The following is an 18,334-nucleotide window of genomic DNA, read 5'->3' on the forward strand; positions in this document are numbered from 1 at the left end:
GTCAAGTCAAATGAATATAAAAAAGGAAAGAGTATGGATGTTACAAAAGTGCTAAATAACATCAAGGAAGCATATAAAGCCCGTAATATGGAAGAGTTAGCAAATAAAATGGGTGTTTCTATTTCGACCTTTAATTCATGGAGAAATAGAAAAAATATACCGAAAAAGTATATTCTAGAATGTAGTCGTTTGACTAATTATGACTATGAATGGCTTTTGCACGACAATAACAAATATGCTAAAAATACTTTTATATCGGGCGATAGAAATGTGTATATTGGCAATGATACCAAAATTAATGGAAGTGGTATTATAGGAAGCTCTATAAGTAATAGCCATATAGTAGGCGGCATAATGCCAAACCAAACCAAGCCAGAATATGCAGAACTTTATGACCTTATTAAAGACTATGCAACCCCAAAAATAATTCAAGAATTTAAAGAGAGACTTTTAAAAATTAAGGCTGCTCATGAAGGACATTGATAAAATCAATAAAAGCCTGAAAAAAATAATGTCAAACCCGGAAAATATGAAGCTCATAGGTGGCAATACTAACACAATCATTAAAGGCAACGAAAATCTGGTTGTTTATGGTGACTATTATTTAAATTCTAAAAATATTGTTAGGCCAAAAGTTGAATGCCCGCCTGGCAGTATAACCGAAGAACAAATAAAAAAAATAGATGATCTGATAAAAGAAGTGGCAGAAATAGAAAGTAAGGCTGGATTGCCTAAAGGCCAAGCTATTGGCAAATGGAGAAAAAAATATAAGGACAAATTTAAGTTGCTTGGATATAGATGTCTGCCTGCTGAAAAATTTGACGAAGCAATATCTTGGCTATTGCAATCAAGAGCTAGGCTGCAGCCAAAACTTAGACGTCGAGATAATACACAGTGGCGCAACAATAGATATAAAGGCATATTTGCAAGAGCAAAAGAATTAGGAATCACAAAAGAACAAATTATAATGATAGCAAATAAAAAATTTAATAAAAATATAAAATCTATAAAAGAACTTGGTGAGCAAAATTTAGACAAACTGTATAGATATATTTTTTCACTTTAAGTTGCTTAGGCGGTTGGTTAGTTTTAGTTGCTTAGCCAATAAAAAAGTTGCTTAGGTAGTTGCTTAGGTCTTTAAAACTTAAAAAACAAAAAAAGGAATAATGTGGAGATAATATTCGTAATATTGTTTTTGGCGGCATTTTTGCATTCAAATAAAGATAAGTTTAAAATTAATAGACCCGAGCCAGTGGTTAAAACAAATATTGATTTTACTTTTACTTTTCCAATAGATCGAGAAAAGGTACGCAAACTACATAATAAGCTTATGGAGGCTGGCGATATTAAAACCTTGCAAGCTGTTCGTTTGGTAGAGATAATATTTGATAGTTTATATATAGTAAGAACCACCAGGAATATAGAAACCGCAAAGAGTAGATTAGATTTAGCTTCAAACAATTATATTGAGTTACAATTGGAATCCCCTGACATAGCACACCAAATTAAAGCGCAATACCTCGAGTGGAAAAATGAGGGCACAAATTTGATGTATATTAACGCAGCAGATGAACTTGCAAAGAAAAGCAAAAAAGTAAAAATGCAAAAAACGAAAGATAAATACATCCAAAATGCCATTCAAATTTTAGAGGATGGTTTGTTAAATGGAGCAGATTCGGGGCTACTACTGCAAGAAATTGAAAAATTAAAAAACAATGTTTAAATATCTATTTAAACGGCTTTTAAAAGGTTGTAAAAAGCGGTGTAAAATTCTGTAAAGCTTTTGTAAAGTAATGTAAAATGAATTTTCGCCACTTTGATTTTAAACAAAATAGCTCTTAATCCCTAAATCTAGGCACTTGCCTAAAATTTTCCCTCACTTTGAATTCTTACAAAACTTTACACATACTAAGATTTCTTAACAAATATTATATTAAATGTCTATTGATTAACAAATAAGCTGTATAATTTAATTAACTATATACCAAATAATAATTTTTATTATTTAGAAATAATTTTTATTTAAGATTTCTTTGCTATAATTTCACTATAAAAATTAAATAAAGGAGACAATATGTCAAAAGTAATTCAACAACTAAACCAAATTCAGGCTGACGCTCATGCGTTATTTATCAAATTTCATGACTATCACTGGAATGTTAAAGGTATTCAATTTTTTAGCATTCACGAATACACAGAAAAAGCTTATAACGAATTAGCGGAACTTTTCGATGAAGTAGCAGAAAGAGCTATCCAACTAGGCGGAAAAGCTATAACAAAACCTGAAGAGTTAAACAAACTATCTCATATCAAGCCTGCAGGCAAAGACAGCTATACTCCGATAGAAGTTCTAAAGGGAATTTTAGCAGAGTATGAGCACCTTCTGGCTGAATTTAAAAAGCTTGCAGAAGTTGCAGAAGGCGATAGCACTACTGTAGCTATAGCTGAAGACAATATCGCAAAATACGAAAAAGCCATATGGATGCTTAACGCAACACTTGCGTAATTTTCCTCCGATAGGGCGGAAGCTTTCGCTCTATCATTTTTAATCTTGCTACTACTTGTTTAAAATTTTTATATTTTATTTGTGTGTATTAGAAATTTATTCTGAGCGAAAAATCGCCCAGAATATTAGAATCATTAGAATGAGTATTTAGCCTCAAATCTAAAGGCATCACTTTTTGTTTTACTTGAATCAACTTTAGTTTTTGCATGTGAATACCAGCTCTCAAATACTAGCTTAGAACTATAGTCATATGAGAATCTTCCCACATACTCTTCCATTTTTGTTTTTTTATCGGCATCGTCTTTTATGTCACCTTTGATATACTCAGCAGCTATACTAAAATCACCAAATCCATAGCCAGCAGTAGCAAACCAGAAATTACCTCTTCCTTCAAGATCGGTATAATCAAAAGTCTGCTCTCCGTAACTTATAAATGAACCTTGATCTTCAAGTGTTGAGAAACCTTTTGCTTTATCTTTAACCTTCCAGCCTATATATCCCAATGAAAGATCTACGCCAAAAATACTTGCAGCTGCCTCTGTCGCATAAAAGTTTGTATCTTTATACAAGGCTGCTACTTTATCATCTACATCAACATTTCCATATTGAGCTTGAAGACCCAAATTGACATCATCGCTAATATCAAAGCCAAATGAAACATCGGCAGCTATAGCATTCGCAACATCAACAAGCATTGCATACCATAGTTGGAAATTTACAGGATCGTAAGAACCTATAGCAGCTACACCATAAAGGTTGTTGCTAAAAGCAACTTGTGGTATAGCAGAGTCTGTTTCACCGCTATATTCAAGTGCATCGAATGCTATAGCCGCAAGTGTTAGACCTTTAATGTCTGTGTTTATGACTTTAATACCGGTTCCAGCCTCGTCATCTGTAAAGTATGAACCGATTATCTGCTTACCAAGAGTTACTGTTGTGTTATCTCTTTTATAGCCAAGGTAGAATTCATTAACTCTAAAAGTATCGGTTGTGTCTGTCCTGTCTCCGTTTGTTGATCCAGAACCATCAGTAGTGCTATATCTCAAACCCAAAACGCCAAAGAAGTTATCATCAAGTGCTGCCTTGAAAGTTGTAAGCATTTTAAATTGATGTCTGGCATCAGTCTCTTTATCCCCTACTGCAGGAGTAGTTTTTTCATTAGTGTATCTATATCTTGCAAATCCCGAAAGATCTACATTTTTAATAGCATCTTCAAGCGGAGTTGCACTTGCAACGCTTGAGAAAGCACCTAAAGCAACTAAAGCTGCCAAGCTAATCTTTGTTAATTTCATTTAAACTCCTTTAAAATTTAAAATATGACACATATTATCATAAAAATTCATTTTAATAACTTAAATTTGATAAAAAAATTTAAAAAAATTACCAATCATTTACTAAAAACAGGTATTTTAAAATAACATTTATTTTATTAGTATTAATACCATATAAAATATCAACATAAAATGTATAATCATAAAAGAATTTATCTTAAATAGCTACCTTGGTTAGGAGTAGTTGCGACATCTGTATTTTCATCTTGGCTATGCTTATATTTTAAAGCATCAACACCTTTTAAAAATACAATAATAGCCCCAAGTTCGTTATATGTAGTTGTTGCGGCAATAGACTTCATTATATCCCTAGTGCTACCACCGTAAGAAGGATCGTTTAGATAACCAGAAAACGCAACTTCTATATCATCAGCAGATAGTTTTGTAAGCTTTTCAGATCCGTAAGAGGCTCTTTTTTCTCCGTTCTCTCCGTGACATCTAGCACAATTTTTAGTATATAATTCCTTGCCCTTTTCCAGACTATATTTTCTATTACTATCTATACCTATATTTAAAAACCTACCGCTCCTATCTTGCTCTTTAGATTTTTCATAAACATTTATACTTATATTTTCATCTTTGGAATATTTTTCAACAAGAGCTTTTAGCTCTTTCGCAAATTCGCCTTTAGCTTCAAATATATAGCTTGGCTCATCTGCATTCAGGCCAAAAATAGAAATAAAACATGCCAAAAATGAAATTTTATACCAATTCATTAAAACCCTTTGTTTTAAATTTAAAAATCCCAAGCAAGAAATTCTTACTTGGGATTATATCATATTTTAAAATATAGACTCTAAATTAGAAATTCCATCTAGTTTCAAATCTAATTCTATCTCTCTTGCTTGTTAGGTTATTTTTTTCCTCTTTAGCTGCCGCATAGAATCCTGAGAATACAAGTTTTTTGCTATATCTATAAGCACCGCCGGCATTCCACTCTTTTCTGTCAGTATCTTTACCAAATCCTTTGGCGTGGCTAAAGCCTTCGCCATCAATATAGTTCGCATACAAAGAAACTTTATCCATCTTATATCCTAGTCCTAAGAACCAATATTTGTTTTCATCTTGGATATTGTTGTAGTATTGCTTACCGCTGTTCATTACAGAATTTAGAAGTTTTGCAGGATTGATTAATTTACCATTATCCTCTATTGTTACGAAAGATACTTTATTGGCATCATCTGATTCAAAGTTTATATAACCTAAATTTACATTAAATCCAAAAAAGTTAGCATCGCCTTTTAATGCATAGAATTTACCATCAGAATATGTGTTATCTTTTGCTGAATTTTGTACATACTGTCCTTGGAATCCTAGTTTTGCGGCTCCTAAATCAAATTTTAAGCCAGCATCTGCAGCATATAGATTAGCTATATTTTCAAGACCAGCCCACCATAGTTTAAAGCTAAATGGATCGTAGTTTCCCATTGCTGCCAAACCATAAACGTTTGGAACTTCAGGAAGTGTATTTTTTAGGTTACCGTCAAAGTCTCCACCTGTCTCAATCGCATCAAATGCAACAGCAGCAAGTGTTAAACCTTGTATATCAGAATTCATAATTTTTATACCTGTGCCAGCCAAGTCGTCTGTAAAGTATGTTCCCATTACTTGTTTGCCGGCTGTTAAAGTAGTATTGCCAACCTTATATCCAAGATAGAACTCTTGAACTCCAAAAGTGCTTTCCGTATCTGTTATATCGGCAGTATTAGCATATCCTGAGCTACTATCATTAGAAGCGTATCTAAGACTTAATACACCAAAGAAGTTATCGTCAAGTGCGGCTTTAAAAGAGAATATGGATTTAAACTGATGTCTTCCGTTATCATCTTTTTTGCCGTTATTGTCTGTTAAATCGTTTGTATATCTATATCTTGCATATCCTGAAAGATCTACATTTTTAATAGCATCTTCAAGTGGAGTTGCACTTGCAACGCTTGAGAAAGCACCTAAAGCAACCAAAGCCGCTAAACTAATTTTAGTCAATTTCATTTAAACCCCTTTGAATTAAAATTGTTTATAGTGGCAATATTAACATAAATGAAATGCAAAATAACTTAAACTATTTTATAAAAAAGTTGTTAATTAAGTTTTGTATTATAATGTGTATTTAATCCCTAAAATAGGCTTATGTAAAGCATTTTATTACAAAATAAAATATTAATTTTTGATAATTAATTTTATAATAATGAGTTTTGAAGACTTTTTTCTTAAAAAACAACCTAAAAAATGGTCTAAATTTACAAAAAAATTTAAAATTTTAAAAAATAAAAACAAAAAAATTACAAAAAGTAACTGAGAATAATAAAAAAGGGAGCTTTGTCTCGCCCCCTTAAAAGGAGTTCTAACTTTGATTGCTTGAAAGAATTATAAATTACTTCGGTAAATCAATGGCTAATCAAATCTGATTTGCTCTGATTTAGGCACTTCGGTTATCTTTTTCTTGTTATAACGCTTTAGTATAGGTTTTTTCAACCCTGCAGAATCCAATTTTTTATATTTAGTTTCTGCTTTTACATACTCTTTTTGTAGAAGAAGCATCTTTTTTATCCTATTGTCTATAATAATTGTATAAACAAGATCTCCGTAAGAGAACTCATGACTATCGCCACAAAATACACCGCTTTCAAGCTTATTATTTGAGGTATCAATACTATTTATAGTATAGCACCAGCCTGATTCGGAATATACAAGATCGCTTATGAAGCCCTTTATCATCCGCTCTTTGGTCAAAATAGGATTTTGCTTTTCTGCTTGTTTTGGCGGAATAGTTTTTGTAAAAGAAAAAAACTGTGTGCATCCTCCAAAAAATACAGGTAAAATCAGAATCGATACAAGGCTAAGCCTGGACATTAAGTACATTGCCGCCCAATTTGGCAATCTGCTGATCTATAGCAGCCAAAGTTTTTTGGATGGTTTGCTGAGAAATTTCAGGAAGTTTATCTCCCCACATACGCTCAGCTTCTTTAAAACCATTCAATACGCCTTCTTTCCCGATTTGAAGCTTTTCAAGATCTCCTCCGGAGCCATTTATCACAAAATCAGCTATTCTGTTTGCTGTATTTGTGATACCAAAAAATCCATTCTCACTCACAAGATCGCTAGCTTCATTTTGCGATAAAGAAGATATATCCTTACCAAAATAACCGATAGACTTATAGTCGATATTTTTTAAGATATTCTCTAGTCTTTGAGGGCTTTTTGCTACTTCATTGAAAAAGCCAAAATCCACTGCTGACTGTATACTGAAATTTAAGCCACTCTGTTCAAAAGCCTTGTTCTGAAAATCAGAAAAATAGCTATTTGTAATCTGTATAGCACTTAAATTTGAAACCGAATCCCTAAATTTAGATGTATTTTCGTTTTGATTAAAGCCATAAAAACTGAAATTATTTGATACGGAATTTATTTGCATAATTCCTCCTTATTCTATGTTTTATTACTATTTTAATATATTTTTTAATTTATTCAGCCTCTTTTAAGATCACGCTTTTTAAAAGATTTAGCCCATTTTCTATATCGTCCCAACTGGAAAATTCTGCAGGGTTATGGCTAATGCCCGCATGAGATGGCACAAATATCATTCCCGTAGGACAAATTTCAGCTATATGCATCGCGTCATGTCCAGCTCCGCTTGGCATTATCTCATAGCTTAAATTTAACCCCTTAGCCTCTGAAGCTATCAAATTTATAAGCCTCTCGTCAAGTCTGCATGGAGTATCAAAACCTAGTTGCTTTATCTCGCATTTTACGCCTCGTTTCTCTTCTATTTTGTTTATATGTGAGATTATCTGAGCGTAGGCATCTTCACGGGTTTGCAAATTTATACCCCTTAGATCAATAAGCAACGTCGTTTCTCCCGGAACTACGTTCATCACGCCCGGTTTTACGGAGCAATTACCCGTAGTTGCCACTACGCTATTTTGAGAATTATCTTTTGCTATCTTTTCAACTGCCAGTATTATCTCAGCCGCCGCGCAAAGTGCGTCATTTCGGTACTTCATAGCAGTAGTTCCTGAGTGCTGAGGCTGCCCGATAACTCGCACGCTAAATCTATGAGGCGCAGCGATTGCGCTTACTACGCCGATTTGAATTTTTTCATTATCTAGAAGCGGTCCTTGCTCGATATGAATTTCAAAAAAGCTTTTGTAGTTAGGTTCTAAATTTTTAGCCTCTTCGATCCTTTTTATATCTATTCCAAATTCGCCAAAAATTTCGCCTATCTCCTGCCCTCTAAAGTCTTTTACCTCTTTTAGCTTCTCATATCCTAGCTTACCGCACATTACCTTGCTGCCAAGAGTTGCGATATTAAACCTGCTTGACTCCTCACACTCAAACACGATTAACTCAAGAGAGTGTTTTGTTTTGATATTTTCATCATTTAGTGAGCGGATTACTTCAAGTCCGCCAAGCACGCCTAAAATTCCGTCAAACTGTCCGCCGTTTATAACCGTATCAAGATGAGATCCAAAGGCGATTGCGGGTAAATTCGGCTCGCTTCCTTCGCGCCTTGCAAAGATATTGCCTATCGCATCCACTCTTACGCTAAGTCCCGCTTCCTGACAGCGCTTTATAAACAGTTCGCGCGCGGTTTTATCCTGAGAAGTGTAAGCAAGTCGGCTCATTCCATCGCCGAAACTATAATCGTTTATAGAATTAATCTCTATAAAAAGATCTTTTAATCTACTCAAATTCACGCCCATTATAAGCTCCTAAAATTTTATTTTCTAATATTTTATATAGTTTGCGTTGAATTTGAGGTTAGATTTTTTGATTTTAGTAGAGATTTGAATAAAAAGAAGGTTAAATTTAAGCTATTTAACCTTATGGTGAACGCTACCGCTATAAACTATATCACGAGCTTGCATATCATCGTTTGTAAGCACTTCGCTGAGTTTGCCGCTCTCTTTTAGCCTCTGTAAATCGCCTTCTAAATCCTCTTGATAGCTATAAACCATCGCAACACCTGCGACACCGTTTATACGCTCCATAGCCTTAAAAGTCTCAAGCTCATCTTCAAAATTTTCAACACTTATCAAAGCTACGATCTTTAAATTTTCATAAGCCACCACTTCGCACTGGCTCATTTTACGAAGCGAATTTAAGATCTCGTCTATCAAATTTTCATCTTTTACATGCACTATCACACTTGAAATATTCATCTAAATCTCCAAAATTTTACTTTTTTCTCGTAAGCAACACTTATAAGAGAACTATCATCTAAAAAATGTATTCCGTTTATGGTGCTTTGCATAGTTTTTAGCCTTGCTAAAATTCTCTTACTGTTTACTTCAAATACGTCTATATCGCTCAGATCATCGCTCATAAAGGCTCCAAGTTTGCCGTCATCGCTAAGACCTACCGCATAGACTAAAAAATTTGACCTCATCATGCCGATACTACCGCCGCTATAAACTCCTGCATGTCTATCCACTCCGCCTGTAACGATAGCACCGTTTTTATACTCTATATCATACATATTATCTTTATGAAAGCCAAGCTCGTTTAGCACTTTGCGCTCTTTAGCGTCAAATATATAAACTATCCCGCTCTCACACCCCACGGCGATCTTGCTTCTATCTTCGCTAAGCTCAAAGTCAGATAGCGACGCTATGGAAAATTTTTTGCTAAAGTCGATGTTGCCCGTTTCTAAATTTAAAAAATAAATTTCATTACTAAGCGAACCGATGACAGCTGTCTTTGGATCTAAAAATAGAGCCTTTTTGATTGATTCGTTATTTAAATTTATAGTTTTAGTCTCTACTCTTTTACCGTCAATCATCTCATAAACGTGCAAAAGTCTTTTGCCGTAACTCGTCTCGCTTAGCACCATCAGCACGCCGTTAAGCTCATCTATGCTAAATACCTTTGCAAACTCATCATCGGTAAAATGCGTCTTTATCTTTGGTAAAACTATAGGCTCTAAAAACTCCTCGCTCTTCATATCATAGATATTTACCTGACCGCTGTCGGTACCAAGATAAAGTTTGTCGTTTAAAAGCGAGGAACTTATAACGTTAGAGTGCGCTTCTATGATCTTGTAAGGCTCTTTGATATCAAGAGAAAAAGCCAAATTTAAAAGCGCTAAAAAAGCGAGTAAAATTTTCATAAAGCCTCCATTTTGATAGAATTTTTAAAACACACCTCAAGACACTGCGCACATCCCGTGCAGCGTTCGTTTATAACAGGGCGAAAAACGCCAAAAAAGTCAATCGCTCTAAATTTGCATATATCTTGGCAATTATAGCAAATCGTATTATTCCATGCTAAGCAAGAAGCTACGTCTATGCTAACCTTTGCCTCTATTTTGGCTGGGAATTTTAGACTTAAAACCTCTTTGCCGATCTCTTCGCAAGCTATGGCGCAATCCTTGCAGAAGTTGCAACCTAAATTTTTAAACTCAAAAACAACTCTTTGATTTTCAAATCTCAAAAGCTCGCGCCCGCAAGCCTTTACACAAGGAGCGTGACAATTTACGCAATCAAATTCTCCGCAAAAATACGGCGGAGCGATAAAGTTAGGCGCCTGCTCTTTGGCGCCTAAAATTTTTGTAAAAAGTCTTCTTCTTGAGAGAGTGTTTGCCTCTTGCAATCTTACCTCACACCGTCATTTAATATATCAAGCAAATTTGATCTTTGAGCTCCGTCCTCGGTTCTAAACTCAGGTTTAAAGTTGTTTTTAAACGGTGCTGTCAAATTTGTTTGAGGAGCGTGGCACTGAGTACAGTTATACCTATCATCGCTTAGCTTGTCGTGCAAGTCTTTGTTGTTTCTGATACTATAAAAGTGCGACTTAGGCAGAGGCGTGGCTCCGGCGTCTTTTGCTACATCGGGCATATGGCAGGTTACGCACATATTCATATCTTTTGTGATAGGGATAAGCCCTTCTAGATCATGAGGGATCATCGGAGGAGCGTTTTCAAATGCGCGCTCTATGTTTTTAGCAGTTCCTGCAGGATCGGTTAGGTATTGATACTCAAGCAACTTAACCGAGTTTTCATCCATCACATCAGAACTTCTTAATCCGCCCAAATCCTTTGGCTTGTTGTCCGCGACTGACGGCGCATTGCACCCTGCAAGGATGATTGCCGCAGCCATTGCACCAAGTGCAAACCTAAAAGTTTTCATTCATTTTCTCCTTAAATTTCTTATACTAAATTTTAGTGCATCATCGCCGCACACGTCTATACAGCGTCCGCAGCTGATACATTCGCTAGAGGTTATCAAACCGCTTTGCTTTCCGATTATTCCCAGCACTTGGCTTTCAGGACATATCACTTTGCACTTCATGCATTTTGTGCAGTTTTGGCTATCGTGCTCTACGCGGATAAACGCAAATTTGCCAATCGTCGCATAAAAAGCGCCAAGAGGACAAAGCTTTGAGCATATCAGCCTATCGCCCACAAAAGCGTCTATCGCAAATACGCCAAAAGCCACAAATATCCAAAGCGTGCCGCCGTATATGATACCGCGCTGAATTATGCCGATAAAGCTTACGCCCTCAAATGCGGGCGTTTGCATAACAACCGACATAAAAAGCACAAAAGCAAGTATGTAGTAGCGAAAGCTCTTAGAAAACACGACTACTTTTTTATCTTTGTCGTAGCTAAATTTTACTCTTACAAATCTTGCAAAATCGGTTATCATATTTACAGGACACACCCAAGCGCAAAAGGCGCGAGGCGCTATCAGAGCGTATATCAAAACAACTATCAAAGCTCCAAGCGCGGCAGAGCTAGCAAGAGTAAAGCTTGCCAAAAACAGCTGCAACACTGCAAACGGATCGCTAAGCGGGATAGTTCCAAAGATCATCGATGAGCTTAAATTTCCTTGCAAAATTTTAAGTCCGTAGAGATTGCTAACCAAAAACAGAGCCAAAATCGAAATTTGAGTTATTCTTCTAAGCAGTAGGTATTTCATCATATCTCTCCGCTGTTAAGGTAGTCTTTGACTTTGTTTTGATCAAGCTTGATCTTAGTGTCTATATCTTTTAATCTCGTATCATCGCCCTCAACCCAGCCTTTTACGTAGTTATCATTAACTTCGCCAAGCCCGATCTCTCTTGGAAGCACGAAAATCGCCGCCTTTTTCGTTACGCAAGCGTTTTCGCATTTTCCGCAACCCGTGCAGTAGTTTGCATCCACCACAGGAAGTAAAAACGCGTGCTTTTCGGTTCGTTCGTTTCTTTTATACTCAAGCACAAGAGCCTTATCTATAAGCGGACAAGCCCTATAACAGGCATCGCACTGAATTCCTGCAAAGGCTATACAGCTATAAGGATCAAGCACGGCTATGCCCATGCGAGATTTGTTGATATCAAGCTTATCGTCAGTGCTAACGAGTTTCACATCAAGAGCGTCCGTCGGACAGGCTACCGTACAAGGAATATCGGTACACATGTAGCAAGGCACCTCTCTTGGCGTAAAATAAGGCGTTCCAAAGCTTATATTATCGCCAAGCTTTGCTAGACTTAGCGTATCAAAAGGACATGCCTCCACGCAAAGCCCGCATCTTATACAACTAGCCATAAAACCCTTCTCATCCCTTGCCCCGGGCGGGCGAAGGATGAGAGTTTGAGCCTTAAGATTTGTCTGCGTGCTCCAAGTAAAGCCTCCTGCGATTACTAAGCTAATCGCCTTTAAGCCAAATTTGAGTACCTCGCGCCTATCTTTCATATCTATGCCTTATAAATTTTAACTGCGCATTTTTTGAAATCGGTCTCTTTTGATATTGGGCAAGTTGCGTCTAAGCAGACTTTGTTGATAAATACGTTTTCATCAAAAAACGGTACGTATACAAGTCCTACAGGCGGCTTGTTGCGTCCTCTTAGATCCACTCTTGCTTTGATCTTGCCGCGGCGAGACTCGATCCAGACGATCTCGTTTTGCATTACTCCAAATTTCTCGGCGTCTTGTTCGTGCATATAGCAAAGCGCCTCAGGCACAGCGCGGTATAGCTCAGGAACGCGCATTGTCATAGTTCCCGTATGCCAGTGCTCAAGAACACGGCCTGTACATAGCCAAAGCGGATATGTGTTATCAGGCATTTCGCACGGATCCATGTAAGGGCGGAAGAAAATTTTAGCCTTGTTATGAAGTGAGAATTTCTCATCTCCGCTTGTCGCCTTAATCAGGTCTCCTCTTGGAAGTTTCGCGTCTTTGTTGCCGTAGAATGCAAATTTAGCGGTAGGATCAGCTTTTTTCGCATAAGGGTCAAATTTAGTATTAAATCTCCACTGAGTCTCTTTACCGTCAACTACAGGCCATCTTAGTCCGCGAACTCTGTGGTATGTATCAAAGTCAGCCAAATCGTGTCCGTGTCCTAAGCCAAATTTGCGGTAGTCTTCCCAGAGATATTTTTGGATGAAGAAGCCGTATCCTTCAAACACTTTGCCATCGCTTCCGACAACTTTTCTGCTATCGCCAAATACTTCTGTATTGTCATAATCTTCCATGATAGGGTCTTTTGCGCTATAGCTTCTTGCCTCTTTGTTTGCAAATAGCACATCAAATAGCGTATCTTCTTCGCTATAGCCCATCGCCTTAGCCTCTTCTAAAACATTTGGCAATATTAGCTTATCATCTACCTTTTGCTCTTTCCAGACCTCTTTTAGCTTAAAGCGTTTTGAAAATTCAAGCATCTGCCATGTGTCAGTCATCGCTTCGCCCACAGGAAGAACTTGCTGTCTCCAGTGCTGAGTTCTACGCTCTGCGTTACCGTATGCACCCCATTTTTCATATATCATCGCCGTTGGAAGAATAAGATCTCCAACCTTAGCAGAAATTCCCGGATAAGGATCTGAAACAACGATGAAGTTATCCATCTCGCGAGCCGCTTTTATCCAGTGGTTTGCGTTTGCAGTGTTGTGCCATGGGTTATTTACGTGAACCCAAGCCCATTTTATCTTGCCGTCTTCTAGATCACGCATGATTTGCATATAGTGAGGACCCGGTTTAGGATTTAGCGTGCCTTTTGGAAGCTTCCAAATTTTTTCTGAAATTTCGCGGTGTTTAGGATTTGCCACAACCATATCAGCAGGCAAGCGGTGAGCGAACGTTCCAACCTCTCTTGCAGTTCCGCAAGCTGAAGGCTGACCTGTTAGCGAGAACGCTCCGGAACCCGGAAGCGCTTGCTTACCAAGTAAGAAGTGGATCATATAAGCTTGTTCGTTTACCCATGTACCTCTTTGGTGCTGGTTCATACCCATAGTCCAGAAGCTTACGACCTTTCTTTGTTTTTCTATATATAGCTCGGCTAGAGTTTTTAGTTTTGTTTTAAACTCTTCTAAATCTTCGTTCGGATCGCCTTTTGCAAGCTTAGCAACAAAGTCAAGCGTGTAAGGAGCAAGAGCTTTCTTAAACTCTTCAAAGTTTATCTCCCAGTGAGCTCCTGCCTTTGCGTTGTTTTTATTTTCCATCACATCGCCGGCTTTTAACCCTAGATAAGATAGGGTTACGCCTTCGTTTTCGCTAAGTTTTTTTCTAAGCTCGGTTTCTAATATATCTTTTTCGTTTGTGTATTTTGGATGGTTTGGATTATTTCTTAAACCGTATCCGATATCTGCAGGTCCGGTTGTAAATATGCAGTGTTTTTTAACAAATTCTTCATCTATCATCTCAGGATGGTTATAAACTATCTCTCTAGCGATGTAGTTAAATATCGCAAGGTCGGTTGAAGGTGTAAAGATGATTTCGATATCTGCTAAGTGCGAAGTTCTAGTGGAATATGTACTTAAATTTACTACTTTTACTCTTTCCGGATCGGCTAGCTTTCTATCGCTAACTCTCGCCCAAAGCACAGGGTGCATCTCCGCCATATTTGCTCCCCAGCAAACTACCGTGTCGGTTAGCTCAATATCATCAAAACAGCCTGACGGCTCATCTATACCAAATGTCTGCATAAACGCAACAACCGCAGAGGCCATACAGTGGCGCGCGTTTGGATCGATAGCGTTACTTCTAAAGCCCGCTTTTATAAGCTTAACTGCGGCAACACCTTCCATTACGGTATATTGACCTGAGCCAAATACGCCTATACCGTGAGGTCCAAGCTCGTTGTAAGCTTTTTTAAACTGCTCGGTCATTACGTCAAACGCTTTTTGCCAGCTTACTTGCTTAAATTTGCCCTTTTTATCAAATTCGCCCTTTTCATTTACGCGAAGAAGCGGATGTGTGATACGATCCTCTCCGTACATGATCTTGGCGTTAAAATAGCCTTTAATACAGTTTAAGCCTCTGTTTACAGGAGCTGCCGGATCTCCCTTAACGGCTACTATCTTGCCATCCTTGGTTGCAACCATAATACCGCATCCCGTTCCGCAAAAGCGACATGCTGCCTTATCCCAGCGCCAACCTTTTTCGGCATTTGAACTTGCCATAAGATTAGCAGGCATAGCTATACCGGCACTTGCACATGCGGCACCGGCGGCAGCACTCTTAATAAAATCTCGTCGATCCATTTTTTCTCCTTAAAATTTTTTAAGATTTTTCTTAAAATTTTATTTTATATTTTATATATTAGCTTAATGAAGCTGAGTTTAAATTGATTAAAATCAATTAATTTATTATTTATGTTTACTTAATTAGCCTAGATAGTGAGTTGTATTATTATTTACAGTTTTTAAATAGCTCCTAAAACCTACAATATATAATTTTTTATATTGATATTTTAATACTTATTCTAATTTTAAAAGGTAAGATATTAATTTTTTATAGCTTTATAATCAGTGTATTTTAGTAACACTTTAGTTTTAAAGGTAATATTTTTCTTAGAAAATTATTAATAATTAAAAATAAATTTAGAAATAAAGTTTTATTAATTTAATTTTTTATTCTTAAATCTAAAAATTAAATTATAATAAATTTAGATGAATAATATTGAAAAGTAGCTCACAAAATAAAATTTAGCGTGATTTCTCACGCTAAATTTTAAAAACCAAGCTTAACTCCCCCACCTTGATTAAGCTCATAGTTAATCTCTCTTCCTTGATCAAGTCCAATATTGTTATTTGACAGAGGTCTACAAATATCTCCTATTGAAATTTTTCCATCTTTCATCGCAGCATAAGAAATTTTTGGCGTTACACGTGAAATTTCAACACTACCCACACGCCTCTCAACTCTTCCTGTAGTCTCTTTGGTATAGGCATCTTTTAATGCTTTACCAAGAGAGAAGCACTCATAAACTTCACCTACCGATAGCTTTTGAGTAAAAATAACTTCAGATGCGCTTACATCTGCAACCTTTAAAGGATATATAGCGTTTACTATATCTTTTGCAATACTTGTCGCTATCTCATCTATCACAACATTTTCAGCTATCAAGCCCCTTTCTTTTTGGCTAGTTTTAAAACCGAGAGTGTTTGAAAATTTGATTTGGCGTGTAGCAAATAACAGCACCTCATAATCAATCACAGTCTCTATATCATTGCTAACCTTGCCTGTTAGATTGCTAGTTTTTGTCGTAGCGTCCATACCTCTTATTTCAAAGAGCAAGATATAATCTGTCGCAAGGGCTCGTCCTAGTTTATACTTCTCATCTTTGTGTGTATCTCTATCTCTTATGAACCTCTTTTCCAGCTCATAATAACCCTCATTTTGCCTATCAAGCAAATTAAATTTACGACTTTCCAGTAATTTAGCGGTTATTCTTTTATGGATTAAATTTCCAATGCTTTCATATTCTATGGAAGATTTATCAAAAACAACCACACTTCTACGACTATCAGCGCTTAGCCCGGGAGCCTTATATTTTTTTATAGTTGTAGTTTTTTTAATTTCTACGGTTGCAAAATATCTGCCTTGCATATCTTGATCAACACTTAAAACTTCATAAGAATCGGCTCTACCCTTGGTGGCTTTGTTTATTTGTTCGCTGTATGAGTCTGTTATCTTACTACCGCTATTATCGCTTATAGCGAATGTTTGAGAATTTTTTATAGAGTTTATACTAACTCCATTCATTTTGCCTATAGCCTCAATAATGGCGTTATTTATAGCTTCTTCGCGAGTTATTCCAGAACCTTCTCCAATCTCCGTTTTAGTAACTGTTTTACTTACAATTTCCGCCTGCACATTTAACACAAGACCAAAAAGAGTCAAAATCATAAAGATTTTATTCAACATATTTTATCCTTAAAAATCGTCAATACTATTGACCGTCTTAGATTCTCTAGTTTCTTTTTTTGAACTGCTTGATTTTTTAGAATTTTGACCAATAGGAGCTATTGACTTAGTGGCATTCTCATAGTTAGAATAAGAATAAACTCTCACAACACCAACTCTTTGAATCCCATTTTCATCCTTATAAGACCATCTCTTAAGAGTTCTAATTCCTCTAAGATTACCGCTTGCCTTAGATTTTATAGATTGCATTACCTTATCAACTATCTCTTTAGGACTTGATTCCACCTCTTGCGTTTGCCCGGAATATAGATCTATAGTTTGTTTTATAGCTCTTTCGACTTCCTCCCCTGTCTCTTGCTCACGGTTAAAAGATATAATTGTATTTATAAACTCGATAATAGCCGCATCAGCCTTTTGGGATGCTGCATCTTGTGCCATTTGATGCATTCTATCAAGCATATAAGAATCATTAGAAGTTGGTAAAAAGCCCCAGTTGCCGTAGCTTAATATTACAGGCTCTCCTTTTTCGTTATAAACTAAGCGCATTCCATATTCGTTTAAGTAGCCCTTATCATTATCTGGTAATAGCTCTTTGATATTTTTACCATTTCCTTTTATATTAGGTTTTCTCCTAAACTGCATATCTCTAGCAATTTGTCTAGTTTTATCACTAACTACACCTATTACGCCCACTTCATAATTTCCACTACCGGTTCTTGAAACAAATGTTTTAACAGGGACAAGTCCGGACATTCTTCCCAAGGCTGTAGTTATCTGCTTTGACACAAATTTCTCTTTGAATAAAACTTTCTTTTTCTCTTCCGTTAAGCCTTCAGGATTTATACCCAAATCCATTAATGCTTTGTCTAATGAGGCACCGGCTAATTGTCCTATTTTATCAAAAATTTGAGATATGATACCGCCTTTTTGTGTAGGCTCAAAAACTTGAGCGTTGGTTGAATTATCTTGATTATACGAATTTATCTTTTCTACACTAATTCTTCCATATACATCTTTTACAAACTCGCCTTGAAGATTTAATATTGCCTTTTCATAAGCGTTTTGTAATGCTTTTGCAAAATCAGCATCAGTCTCTTTCGCTATAGCGGCAGCTTTGCTGATATAAAAAGCTCTACCGTTTAATGTTTCACCATAATTTATATTGTTGTCATTAGCAAATTCATCAAAAAAATCTTCAACAGTTTTAAAGTCTTTTTGCCCTGCATATTGTGATATATTATTTTGACTATCCACATCAGCCTGAGATATATCTTGCTCTGCTTCATTAGCATACATAGTGCTGATTAAAGCCAAAGCGCATAAAAACAACTTTTTATTCATTCTAATTCTCCAAAATTTAAAAGGTAAAATAAAATT

The 18,334-nt window shown here is 36.4% G+C and carries 19 protein-coding genes; 4 read left to right on the forward strand and 15 right to left on the reverse strand.

Features of this window, described 5'->3' with window-relative positions; all coding sequences use genetic code 11:
- Positions 1-33: 33 nt before the first annotated feature.
- The 4 genes from CDOMF_RS07705 to CDOMF_RS07720 all read left to right on the forward strand — a co-directional run bounded on the left by CDOMF_RS07705 (position 34) and on the right by CDOMF_RS07720 (position 2,506).
- Positions 34-483 carry a helix-turn-helix domain-containing protein gene (locus CDOMF_RS07705; RefSeq protein ID WP_172197520.1) on the forward strand — a complete coding sequence of 150 codons (450 nt, stop codon included), beginning with the start codon at positions 34-36 and terminating at the stop codon, positions 481-483.
- Positions 470-1,066, forward strand: coding sequence for a hypothetical protein (locus CDOMF_RS07710; protein WP_169976024.1), 597 nt, complete (start codon positions 470-472; stop codon positions 1,064-1,066). Before CDOMF_RS07705 ends, CDOMF_RS07710 begins: the two co-directional genes overlap by 14 nt.
- A gap of 102 nt (positions 1,067-1,168) precedes the next feature.
- Entirely contained in the window at positions 1,169-1,723 is a 555-nt protein-coding gene (locus CDOMF_RS07715; RefSeq protein WP_260951426.1) for a hypothetical protein, read from the forward strand.
- A 351-nt stretch (positions 1,724-2,074) separates the two neighbouring features.
- Positions 2,075-2,506: a Dps family protein gene (locus CDOMF_RS07720; RefSeq protein WP_169973170.1), complete on the forward strand. Its 432-nt coding sequence runs from the start codon at positions 2,075-2,077 to the stop codon at positions 2,504-2,506.
- 134 nt (positions 2,507-2,640) lie between these two features.
- Here CDOMF_RS07720 and CDOMF_RS07725 read toward each other — a convergent pair whose 3' ends face one another.
- The 15 genes from CDOMF_RS07725 to CDOMF_RS07795 all read right to left on the reverse strand — a co-directional run bounded on the left by CDOMF_RS07725 (position 2,641) and on the right by CDOMF_RS07795 (position 18,298).
- A complete protein-coding gene (locus CDOMF_RS07725) occupies positions 2,641-3,798 on the reverse strand; it encodes a major outer membrane protein (RefSeq protein ID WP_260951427.1) in 1,158 nt (385 codons plus the stop codon).
- A 191-nt stretch (positions 3,799-3,989) separates the two neighbouring features.
- Complete coding sequence (locus CDOMF_RS07730; RefSeq protein ID WP_260951428.1) at positions 3,990-4,553, reverse strand: c-type cytochrome; 564 nt, start codon at positions 4,551-4,553, stop codon at positions 3,990-3,992.
- A gap of 85 nt (positions 4,554-4,638) precedes the next feature.
- Positions 4,639-5,826 (reverse strand): major outer membrane protein, encoded by a 1,188-nt coding sequence (locus CDOMF_RS07735; RefSeq protein ID WP_260951429.1) that lies wholly within the window; start codon positions 5,824-5,826, stop codon positions 4,639-4,641.
- Between the two features lie 402 nt (positions 5,827-6,228).
- Entirely contained in the window at positions 6,229-6,687 is a 459-nt protein-coding gene (locus tag CDOMF_RS07740) for a hypothetical protein (RefSeq protein ID WP_260951430.1), read from the reverse strand.
- A complete protein-coding gene (locus CDOMF_RS07745; protein WP_260951431.1) occupies positions 6,674-7,249 on the reverse strand; it encodes a hydrogenase-4 component G in 576 nt (191 codons plus the stop codon). Before CDOMF_RS07745 ends, CDOMF_RS07740 begins: the two co-directional genes overlap by 14 nt.
- 49 nt (positions 7,250-7,298) lie before the next feature.
- Positions 7,299-8,537, reverse strand: a complete 1,239-nt coding sequence (locus CDOMF_RS07750) for a Zn-dependent hydrolase (protein WP_260951432.1) — start codon at positions 8,535-8,537, stop codon at positions 7,299-7,301.
- A 111-nt stretch (positions 8,538-8,648) separates the two neighbouring features.
- On the reverse strand, positions 8,649-8,996 hold the full coding sequence (locus tag CDOMF_RS07755) for a chaperone NapD (RefSeq protein ID WP_260951433.1): 348 nt from the start codon (positions 8,994-8,996) through the stop codon (positions 8,649-8,651).
- Positions 8,993-9,943 (reverse strand): WD40 repeat domain-containing protein, encoded by a 951-nt coding sequence (locus tag CDOMF_RS07760; protein ID WP_170000878.1) that lies wholly within the window; start codon positions 9,941-9,943, stop codon positions 8,993-8,995. Before CDOMF_RS07760 ends, CDOMF_RS07755 begins: the two co-directional genes overlap by 4 nt.
- Positions 9,940-10,425 carry a 4Fe-4S ferredoxin gene (locus CDOMF_RS07765; RefSeq protein WP_260951434.1) on the reverse strand — a complete coding sequence of 162 codons (486 nt, stop codon included), beginning with the start codon at positions 10,423-10,425 and terminating at the stop codon, positions 9,940-9,942. Before CDOMF_RS07765 ends, CDOMF_RS07760 begins: the two co-directional genes overlap by 4 nt.
- Before the next feature lie 2 nt (positions 10,426-10,427).
- A complete protein-coding gene (locus CDOMF_RS07770) occupies positions 10,428-10,961 on the reverse strand; it encodes a nitrate reductase cytochrome c-type subunit (RefSeq protein ID WP_260951435.1) in 534 nt (177 codons plus the stop codon).
- Complete coding sequence (napH, locus tag CDOMF_RS07775; protein ID WP_260953158.1) at positions 10,962-11,753, reverse strand: quinol dehydrogenase ferredoxin subunit NapH; 792 nt, start codon at positions 11,751-11,753, stop codon at positions 10,962-10,964.
- A complete protein-coding gene (napG, locus tag CDOMF_RS07780) occupies positions 11,753-12,508 on the reverse strand; it encodes a ferredoxin-type protein NapG (RefSeq protein ID WP_169973148.1) in 756 nt (251 codons plus the stop codon). The genes napH and napG overlap by 1 nt, the downstream gene beginning before the upstream one ends.
- A gap of 2 nt (positions 12,509-12,510) precedes the next feature.
- Entirely contained in the window at positions 12,511-15,291 is a 2,781-nt protein-coding gene (gene napA, locus CDOMF_RS07785; protein WP_260951436.1) for a nitrate reductase catalytic subunit NapA, read from the reverse strand.
- A gap of 469 nt (positions 15,292-15,760) precedes the next feature.
- Positions 15,761-16,957 carry an LPP20 family lipoprotein gene (locus CDOMF_RS07790; RefSeq protein WP_260951437.1) on the reverse strand — a complete coding sequence of 399 codons (1,197 nt, stop codon included), beginning with the start codon at positions 16,955-16,957 and terminating at the stop codon, positions 15,761-15,763.
- A 9-nt stretch (positions 16,958-16,966) separates the two neighbouring features.
- Complete coding sequence (locus tag CDOMF_RS07795; RefSeq protein ID WP_260951438.1) at positions 16,967-18,298, reverse strand: DUF6844 domain-containing protein; 1,332 nt, start codon at positions 18,296-18,298, stop codon at positions 16,967-16,969.
- Between the last annotated feature and the right edge of the window lie 36 nt (positions 18,299-18,334).

This window comes from Campylobacter sp. RM16187 (assembly GCF_025319965.1).
In the GTDB taxonomy this organism is placed as follows: domain Bacteria; phylum Campylobacterota; class Campylobacteria; order Campylobacterales; family Campylobacteraceae; genus Campylobacter_A.

Bases quoted from the DNA above. Each gene is read 5' to 3' on its own strand.
- CDOMF_RS07720 (WP_169973170.1), top strand. From the start codon at position 2,075: ATGTCAAAAGTAATTCAACAACTAAACCAAATTCAGGCTGACGCTCAT.
- CDOMF_RS07760 (WP_170000878.1), bottom strand. From the start codon at position 9,943: ATGAAAATTTTACTCGCTTTTTTAGCGCTTTTAAATTTGGCTTTTTCT.
- CDOMF_RS07790 (WP_260951437.1), bottom strand. From the start codon at position 16,957: ATGTTGAATAAAATCTTTATGATTTTGACTCTTTTTGGTCTTGTGTTA.
- CDOMF_RS07755 (WP_260951433.1), bottom strand. From the start codon at position 8,996: ATGAATATTTCAAGTGTGATAGTGCATGTAAAAGATGAAAATTTGATA.
- CDOMF_RS07730 (WP_260951428.1), bottom strand. From the start codon at position 4,553: ATGAATTGGTATAAAATTTCATTTTTGGCATGTTTTATTTCTATTTTT.
- napG (WP_169973148.1), bottom strand. From the start codon at position 12,508: ATGAAAGATAGGCGCGAGGTACTCAAATTTGGCTTAAAGGCGATTAGC.
- napA (WP_260951436.1), bottom strand. From the start codon at position 15,291: ATGGATCGACGAGATTTTATTAAGAGTGCTGCCGCCGGTGCCGCATGT.
- CDOMF_RS07795 (WP_260951438.1), bottom strand. From the start codon at position 18,298: ATGAATAAAAAGTTGTTTTTATGCGCTTTGGCTTTAATCAGCACTATG.
- CDOMF_RS07740 (WP_260951430.1), bottom strand. From the start codon at position 6,687: ATGTCCAGGCTTAGCCTTGTATCGATTCTGATTTTACCTGTATTTTTT.
- CDOMF_RS07770 (WP_260951435.1), bottom strand. From the start codon at position 10,961: ATGAAAACTTTTAGGTTTGCACTTGGTGCAATGGCTGCGGCAATCATC.
- CDOMF_RS07710 (WP_169976024.1), top strand. From the start codon at position 470: ATGAAGGACATTGATAAAATCAATAAAAGCCTGAAAAAAATAATGTCA.
- CDOMF_RS07750 (WP_260951432.1), bottom strand. From the start codon at position 8,537: ATGGGCGTGAATTTGAGTAGATTAAAAGATCTTTTTATAGAGATTAAT.
- CDOMF_RS07705 (WP_172197520.1), top strand. From the start codon at position 34: ATGGATGTTACAAAAGTGCTAAATAACATCAAGGAAGCATATAAAGCC.
- CDOMF_RS07735 (WP_260951429.1), bottom strand. From the start codon at position 5,826: ATGAAATTGACTAAAATTAGTTTAGCGGCTTTGGTTGCTTTAGGTGCT.
- CDOMF_RS07725 (WP_260951427.1), bottom strand. From the start codon at position 3,798: ATGAAATTAACAAAGATTAGCTTGGCAGCTTTAGTTGCTTTAGGTGCT.
- napH (WP_260953158.1), bottom strand. From the start codon at position 11,753: ATGAAATACCTACTGCTTAGAAGAATAACTCAAATTTCGATTTTGGCT.
- CDOMF_RS07745 (WP_260951431.1), bottom strand. From the start codon at position 7,249: ATGCAAATAAATTCCGTATCAAATAATTTCAGTTTTTATGGCTTTAAT.